We start from the raw sequence: 8,636 nt of genomic DNA, 5'->3' as shown, positions 1-8,636 counted from the left end.
TTTCTTGGTTGTCTTTGTTTGGGTGGTGGGTCTCCGGGGGGTTTTTGTTTCCCCCCCCCCCCCCCCCCCCCGACCCCGCAGTGGTGCCGAGGACCGGCTGAAGCAGATCACTTGACCGGCAGGGCGACTTTCCCCCAAGAGCCGTTGCTCAGCGCGGAGGTGGCCCAGTACCAGGCGACGAGCCCGGAGACGGCCGCGATCCAGCCGGCCGCCTTGGCGAGGCCGCCGTATCCACCGAAGGTGGCGATGGCGGACAGCACCAGGGAGAGCGTCAGCAGACCGTAGACGGCGCGGCTGAACAGACCGGCGCCCCAGCTGGCCGCGGTGAGGCTGAGGGCGAGCAGGGCCCACAGCAGCAGGAACAGACCGGCCGCGTTCTTGCTCGCGCCGCCCGCCACCGACCAGGTCGCCCAGAAGGCGCCGAGGCTGGTGAAGGCGGTGCCGGTGAAGCCCTCGCCGCGGCGGAGCTGCCACAGGCCCGCGATGAAGAGGGTGACGCCGCCGAGCAGGTGGGCGAGGTGGGCCGCGTCCCCGACACCGGTGCCGTGCAGGATTCCGGTGGAGAGCAGACCGTAGGCGAGCAGTGTCAGGCCGAGGGCGAGGTAGCCGAGGTTACCCGCGTCGGCTCCGGTGGAGCGGGCGTTCGATGCCCCGGTAGCGTCGTTGCTCACCGGAGGCTCCTTTCACTCTGGGCGCGCGCAGGGCGCAGTGACGCTTGGTGTCGTGTCGGTGAGTGGATGCGCGCGACCGCGCCGAGGGCGCACGGCGAAGGGCGTGCGCGGGCAGCGGTCAGAAGTGAGGTCAGAAGTGATGGGCCAGCGGAGAGCCGCTGGTCACGTCCCCGCCGGGGAGATTCCCCGGCTAGATCGGTGTACCCGGCCCAACTCGCTTGTACCCTTGTGAAGATAACAATTTGTGACCGTGTCAGGTGGTGCGCTGGGTCGGCACCCGCAGGGTCAGGATCGCCATGTCGTCGGACGGCGGCTCCGGGGCGAAGCGCTCGACCGCGCGCTGCACCCGCAGCGCGACCGCCCCGGCGGTCAGACCGGTGCAGCCGGTGAGCACCTCGGCCAGGCCGTCGTCGCCCAGCATCCGCCGGCCCTCGCGGCGTTCGGTGACACCGTCGGTGACGCAGAGCAGGACCTCGCCGGGGGAGAGCACTAGGTGCTCGGCGGTGAGGTCGAGGTCGTCCATGACGCCGAGCAGCGGCTGCGGGGTGGCGGCCCGATCGACCCGGCCGTCGGTGCGCAGCCGCAGCGGCAGCGGGTGGCCGGCGCAGACCAGGGACAGTTCGGTGCTGCCGTCCGGGCGGGGCGTCAGTTCGCCGTAGAGCAGGGTGAGGAAGCGGCTGCGCGAACCCTCGTCCAGGATGGCCGCGTTGAGCCGGCGGAGCACCTGCGGGGCGTCCAGGCCCTCGCGGGCGAGCAGCCGCAGCGAGTGTCGGGCCAGGCCGGTGACCGAGGCGGCCTCGGGGCCGGTGCCGCAGACGTCGCCGATCGCGAAGCCGTAGGTGCCCTCGCGGATGGTGAACAGGTCGTAGAAGTCGCCGCCGACCTCGTTGCCCTCGCCGGCCGCCTGGTAGTAGACGTCCACCTCGACGCCCGGGATCTCGGGCAGGTCCGGGGGCAGCAGACTGCGCTGGAGGGCCTGGCTGGTGGCGGTGCGCTCGGAGTAGAGCCGGGAGTTGTCGAGGGCGAGGGCGGCCCGGCGGGAGAGGTCCTCGGCGAGTTCGAGGATCTCCTGGCGGAACCGGACGCCGGACGGGACGCCCAGCGCGAGCAGGCCGATGACCCGGTTGCGGGCGGTCAGCGGCAGCACCACGGTCTCGCCGAGCAGTCCGGCCAGTTCCGGGCTGTCGGTGAGGCCGAGGGCCTCGGCGGTCCCGCCGGGTGCCGTCCAGAAGCGGACGCCGTGGGTGGGGCCGGCCTCGGGGGCGGGGGTCTTGTCGAGCAGGTCGCGCAGCGGGTCGATCCGGTCCTCGTCCTCGTGCAGGACGAAGGCGAGGCCGGCCGAGGCGCCGTGGTCGCCGTTGGTGTAGACGGCGCACCAGGACGAGAGGGTGGGGACGGCCATCTGGGCCATCAGGGCGAGAGTCTGCTCGTGTTCGAGGGTGCCGGCCAGTAGGTCGGAGGCCTCGACGAGGAAGGAGAGCGAGCCGCGGCGCAGCCGTTCCAGCTCGGTCAGCCGGGTGCTCTCGACGGCCAGGGCGACCCGGTCGGCGGCGAACTGCAGCCGCAGCGCGTCCTCGTTGTCGTAGCGGCCGGGCACGGCGGTGGCGATGCCGAGCGAGCCGATCAGACGGCCCTCGACCTTGAGCGGGACGGTGACCAGGGACCGCATGCCGCTGTCGGCGAGCAGCGGCAGGCCGGTGGGGCGGGCGGTGAGGTCCTCGTGGACGGAGGGCAGCCGGGCGGAGTCGTAGCGGTTGCCGGTCCCGACCGGGAAGCGGGCGTGCCGGCGGTGTCCGTGGTTGAGGCCGGTGGCGGCGCGGAGCTCGAACTCGGCTTCGTCGTCGGTGGTGAGCAGCAGGTACGCGGCGTCGGCGTCGAGCAGGTCACGGGCGCGTTCGACGGTGCGCTGGAGCAGGGTGTCGAGGTCGTCGGTGTCGGCCGGGCCGGCCAGCAGGTCGAGCCGGGGGCCGGTCGGGTCGGGGCGCTCACCGGGCAGGGTACGGGCGGGGGAGCGCAGCACGGCGCGGTCGGGTTCGAGGACGAGCAGGCAGAGGGTGGAGGGGACGCCCTCGGTGTCGCGCACGCGCACCTGGACGCCGTATACCTCGACCTCCTCGCCGTCGGCGCGGCGGACGCCGTAGCCGCCCTCCCAACGGGCCAGCCGCAGGGTGTCGGTGAGGCCGAGGCCGCGGCCGGGGGACTGCGGCCAGACCGCGAGGTCGGCCCAGGGGCGGCCGAGGACGGCGGCGGCGGGGTACTGGAAGAGGGCTGCGGCGTCCGGGTTCCAGGCCAGGACGCGGCCGTCCTCGTCGAGCTGGACGACGGCGACGTGCACCGGTCCGGGGCTGCTGGGCAGGTCGCTGCCGGGGGTGGCCGGGACGGCGTAGCGGGTGCCGACCACGTGGGCGGGCAGGGTGAGCCGGAACCAGACGGTCTTCTGCCCGGCCGCGTACTCGACGCCCCAGCGCTCGGCCAGGGCGGAGCACATCAGCAGGCCCCGGCCGCCCTCGCCGTCGGGGTCGGCGTAGCGGTGCCCGTCGCCGAGCGAGGGCAGGCCGCGCTCGGGGTGGTGGTCGGTGACCTCGATCCGGACGGTCTCCTCCTCGCGCAGGCAGCAGACCTCGGCGGCGGTGCCGGCGTGCACGACGGCGTTGGTGACCAGTTCGCTGACCAGGACGACGGCGTCGTCGACGACCTCGGGCAGACCCCAGCCGAGCAGCGCGTCCCGGACGAAGCCCCGGGCGGCGGCCGCGGACCGGCCGTCGGGATCGAAGGTGGCGGCTGCGCGCGCGGTGACCACGTTGCCACTTCTCCTCTGCTGCTCTTGCCCTGGCTGTCGGGGGTGCGGCGCCGACTTCCCCGTGCGCGCCGTCGGGGTGGGCGGCGGCGCTGGGTCGGGTCGCGGCCCGGTGCAGCGCTCCACCCTACTTTCCGCTTGGTTCCCCGTGGGGGCGGGGCCGTGAAACAGGCACCTGAGGGTGATTCTGCCCACCTGTTTCGGACGGTGCGGTACCAACCGAGCGCAACCACCCGTATACCCGGCGCCAGTACTGCCAGACTGGGGGGTCCGCGACGGCCGGTGGGAGCAGTACGGTCGTGTGGGTGCCGGTGCGCCGTGGGTCCGCCGGTACGCAGCCCAGCCGGGCCGGTGCCCGGGTGCGTGCCGTACGGCACGGCGGTCACCGGACAGTTCACTATGTGGGAGGGGCCCGTTGAGTTCGGCCACCAAGGACGCAACCAAGGACGCAACCGGTACGACGCCGCCCGCTCCGCGCGGCGGACGGTCCGGGACGGCGCTGCGGAGCGCGGCCGGCCGGCGATCGGGCCACAACCGCGGCGCCGAGCCGGCCGACCTGCGCAAGCTGCTGGCCGCGTTGACCGCGATGCGGGACGGCAACTTCCGTCGCCGGCTGACGGTTCCGGGCGACGGGCCGCTGGCGGAGATTGCCGCGGTGTTCAACGAGGTCGCCGAGCGCAACCAGCATCTGACCGGTGAACTGGCCCGGGTGCGGCGGGCGGTGGGCCGCGAGGGCCGGCTGAACGAGCGGCTGGAGACCGGTGCGGGCGAGGGCGCCTGGATGGCGGCCGTCGACAACTGCAACGCGCTGATCGACGATCTGGCCCGTCCGATGAGCGAGGTGGGCCGGGTGCTGACCTCGATCGCCGAAGGCGACCTGGACCAGAAGATGGAGCTGCGCTCGCTGCACAGCAACGGGGTGAGCCATCCGCTGCGCGGCGAGTACCTGAAGATCGGGCGGACCGTCAATGGACTGGTGGACCAGCTCTCGGAGTTCACCGACGAGGTGACCCGGGTGGCCCGCGAGGTCGGCACCGAGGGCAAGCTCGGAGGCCAGGCCAAGGTCCGCAGTGTCTCCGGCAGTTGGAAGGACCTGGCGGACTCGGTCAACACCATGGCGGGCCGGCTGACCGCGCAGGTGCGCAACATCGCCCAGGTGACCACGGCGGTGGCCAAGGGCGACCTGTCCCGCAAGGTCACCGTGGACGTGGCCGGCGAGATGCTGGAGCTGAAGAACACCGTCAACACGATGGTGGACCAGCTGAACAGCTTCGCCGCCCAGGTCACCACGGTGGCCCGGGACGTCGGCACCGAAGGCCGGCTCGGTGGTCAGGCGCAGGTGCCGGGCGTGGCCGGGGTGTGGCGCGAACTGACCGACTCGGTGAACTTCATGGCCGACAACCTGACCGGTCAGGTGCGCAACATCGCCCAGGTGACCACGGCGGTGGCGCGCGGGGACCTGTCGCAGAAGATCGAGGTGGACGCGCGCGGCGAGATGCTGGAGCTGAAGAACACCATCAACACGATGGTGGACCAGTTGTCCGGCTTCGCGGAACAGGTGACCCGGGTGGCCCGTCAGGTGGGCACCGAGGGGCGGCTCGGTGGTCAGGCGCAGGTGCCCTGGGCGGCCGGGGTGTGGCGGGATCTGACCGACAACGTCAACTTCATGGCGAACAACCTCACCGATCAGGTGCGCAACATCGCGCAGGTGACGACCGCGGTTGCCAAGGGCGACCTGTCGCAGAAGATCCAGGTGGACGCGCGCGGGGAGATCCTGGAGCTGAAGAACACCATCAACACGATGGTGGACCAGCTCTCCTCCTTCGCCGACGAGGTGACCCGGGTGGCCCGGGACGTCGGCACCGAGGGCATCCTCGGCGGCCAGGCCAGCGTGCCCGGGGTGTCCGGCACCTGGAAGGACCTGACCAACAGCGTCAACCTGATGGCCAACAACCTGACCAGCCAGGTCCGCAGCATCGCCGAGGTGACCACCGCGGTGGCGCGCGGCGACGTGTCGAAGAAGATCACCGTCGACGCCCGGGGCGAGATCCTGGAGCTGGTGACCACCGTCAACACGATGGTCGACCAGCTGTCGGCCTTCGCCGACGAGGTCACGCGGGTGGCCCGCGAGGTGGGCACCGAGGGCATCCTGGGCGGCCAGGCGCGGGTGCGCGGGGTGTCGGGCATCTGGAAGGACCTGACCGACAACGTCAACTTCATGGCGTCGAACCTGACCGGGCAGGTGCGCAACATCGCCGAGGTCGCCTCCGCGGTGGCGCGCGGCGACCTCTCCAAGAAGATCACCATCGACGCCCAGGGCGAGATCGCGACGCTCGCCGGGACCCTGAACACCATGGTCGACCAGCTGTCCGCGTTCGCGGTGGAGGTGACCAGGGTGGCCCGCGAGGTGGGCACCGACGGCACCCTGGGCGGTCAGGCGAGCGTGCCGGGCGTGGCCGGCATCTGGAAGGACCTGACCGACAACGTCAACCAGATGGCCAACAACCTCACCGGCCAGGTCCGCAACATCGCGCTGGTGATCACGGCGGTCGCCCGCGGCGACCTGTCGCAGAAGATCGACGTCGACGCGCGCGGCGAGATCCTCCAGCTCAAGACCAACATCAACACCATGGTCGACCAGCTCTCGGCCTTCGCCGACGAGGTCACCCGGGTCGCCCGAGAGGTGGGTACCGACGGGCGCCTGGGCGGCCAGGCCCGGGTGCCCGGCGTGGACGGCACCTGGCAGGACCTCACCGAGTCGGTGAACGAGCTGGCCAACAACCTGACCCGGCAGGTGCGCGCGATCGCCCAGGTCGCCACCGCGGTGACCAGGGGCGACCTGAGCCTGCGGATCGACGTGGACGCCGCGGGGGAGCTCGACGAGCTCAAGGACAACATCAACCAGATGATCGCCAACCTGCGCGAGACCACCCGCACCAACCAGGAGCAGGACTGGCTCAAGACCAACCTGGCCCGGATCTCCGGCCTGCTCCAGGGCCGCCGGGACCTGGAGGCGGTCGCCTCGCTGATCATGACCGAGCTGACCCCGGTGGTCTCCGCCCAGCACGGCGCCTTCTTCCTGGCCCAGCCGGCCGGCCGCACCGCCGAGCTGATCACCGAGGACGACGACGAGAACGACACCGTGCTGCGGCTGATCGGCAGCTACGGCTACCAGCGGCGGGCGATGCCGACCACCTTCCGGCCCGGCGAGTCGCTGATCGGCCAGGCGGCGGTGGAGAAGCGGGCGATCATCGTCAAGGAGGCGCCGCCCGGCTACCTCAAGATCGCCTCCGGCCTCGGCGAGGCCTCGCCGACCCACATCGTGGTGCTGCCGGTGCAGTTCGAGGGTCGGCTGCTCGGCGTGATCGAGCTGGCCACCTTCAGCTCCTTCACCACCGTCGCGCTGGACTTCCTCAACCAGATCGCCGACCTGATCGGCGTCACCGTCAACACCATCAGCGTCAACACCAAGACCGAGGGCCTGCTGCTGGAGTCCCAGCGGCTCACCGCCGAACTGTCGATGCGATCCGCCGAGTTGGAGGCGCGCCAGGAGGAACTGGAGCGCACCAACGAGGAGTTGCAGGAGAAGGCCGAGCAACTCGCCCAGCAGAACCGCGACATCGAGATCAAGAACAGCGAGATCGAGGAGGCCCGACAAGTCCTGGAGGAGCGCGCCGAACAGCTCGCGCTGGCCTCCCGCTACAAGAGCGAGTTCCTCGCCAACATGTCGCACGAGCTGCGCACCCCGCTCAACTCGCTGCTGATCCTGGCCAAGCTGCTCTCCGACAACAACGAGGGCAACCTCTCGCCCAAGCAGGTCGAGTTCGCCGACACCATCCACGGAGCCGGCTCCGACCTGCTCCAGCTGATCAACGACATCCTGGACCTGTCCAAGGTCGAGGCGGGCAAGATGGACGTCCGTCCGGCCCGGATCGCCCTGGTCCAGTTGGTCGACTACGTCGAGGCCACCTTCCAGCCGGTCGCCGTGGACAAGAACCTGGACTTCGCGGTGCGGGTCTCGCCCGCGCTGCCGGTCACCCTGCACACCGACGAGCAGCGGCTCCAGCAGGTACTGCGCAACCTGATCTCCAACGCCGTTAAGTTCACCGACAACGGCGGCGTCGACTTCTCGATCAGCGCGGCCGGCCACGGCGTCCCGCAGCACGTGCGCGAGCGGCTGCTGGAGTCCGGCTCGATCCAGGACCCGGACGACGAGCTGATCGCCTTCTCGGTCTCCGACACCGGCATCGGGATCCCCGACAACAAGCTGCGGGAGATCTTCGAGGCGTTCAAGCAGGCCGACGGCACCACCAGCCGCAAGTACGGCGGCACCGGCCTCGGCCTGTCGATCAGCCGGGAGATCGCCCGGCTGCTCGGCGGCGAGATCCACGCCGAGAGCGAGCTGGGTCGGGGTTCGACCTTCACCCTGTACCTGCCGCTGCGCGCCGAGGCCCCGGACGGCGCCCCCGTCGACCGTCAGCCCGAGCGCCCGGGCCAGTCGGTCGCGCCGGCGCCCCGTGCCTCGGTCGGGGTGACCCCGGTGGGCCTGCCGGTGCCGGTGGGCGAGAACCCGGCCGACCACTGGGCCCAGGAGGTCCGGGAGCTGGCCGAGGAGCGCCGCCGCGGGGCGTTGGAGCGCCGACGCAGCGCCGCCCTGGAGAGCGCCGCCGCGCCCCGCCAGACGGAGCCCGCGCAGCAGCCCCGGCCGGTCCGCGGCGACACCCGCTTCGACGGCCAGCAGGTGCTGATCGTGGACGACGACGTGCGCAACGTGTTCGCCCTGACCAGCGTGCTGGAGCAGCACGGCCTGACCGTCCTGTACGCCGAGAACGGCCGCGAGGGCATCGAGATGCTGGAGCAGCACGAGCACGTGGCGCTGGTCCTGATGGACATCATGATGCCGGAGATGGACGGCTACGCGACCACCGAGGCGATCCGCCGGATGCCCCAGTTCGCCGGGCTGCCGATCATCGCGCTGACCGCCAAGGCGATGAAGGGCGACCGCGAGAAGTCGCTGGAGGCGGGCGCCACCGACCACATCACCAAGCCGGTGGAGACCGACCACCTGCTGTCGGTGATGCACGAGTGGTTGAACGGGGACCGCGGGTGAATGTTCTGTGCGGCGTGAACCCCGGGCCGGGCCCGGAGTTCCCGCCCGCAGGTCGGTC

3 protein-coding genes are annotated in these 8,636 nt (G+C 71.5%); 1 reads left to right on the top strand and 2 read right to left on the bottom strand.

All coding sequences use genetic code 11. The annotated features are described in order from the left end of the window. Positions 1-107 precede the first annotated feature (107 nt). Together ACFQ87_RS36420 and ACFQ87_RS36415 are read right to left on the bottom strand one after the other, a co-directional pair. On the bottom strand, positions 108-671 hold the full coding sequence (locus ACFQ87_RS36420) for an acetate uptake transporter (protein WP_380615217.1): 564 nt from the start codon (positions 669-671) through the stop codon (positions 108-110). Between the two features lie 253 nt (positions 672-924). Beyond that, positions 925-3,471 (bottom strand): SpoIIE family protein phosphatase, encoded by a 2,547-nt coding sequence (locus ACFQ87_RS36415; RefSeq protein ID WP_380615216.1) that lies wholly within the window; start codon positions 3,469-3,471, stop codon positions 925-927. A gap of 496 nt (positions 3,472-3,967) precedes the next feature. Here ACFQ87_RS36415 and ACFQ87_RS36410 point away from each other — a divergent pair, with 496 nt between their 5' ends. Then, entirely contained in the window at positions 3,968-8,578 is a 4,611-nt protein-coding gene (locus ACFQ87_RS36410) for a HAMP domain-containing protein (protein ID WP_380615219.1), read from the top strand. Positions 8,579-8,636: the final 58 nt, after the last annotated feature.

The organism is Kitasatospora sp. NPDC056531 (assembly GCF_042794375.1).
In the GTDB taxonomy this organism is placed as follows: domain Bacteria; phylum Actinomycetota; class Actinomycetes; order Streptomycetales; family Streptomycetaceae; genus Kitasatospora.
This window is presented reverse-complemented; position numbering and strand designations above follow the sequence as displayed.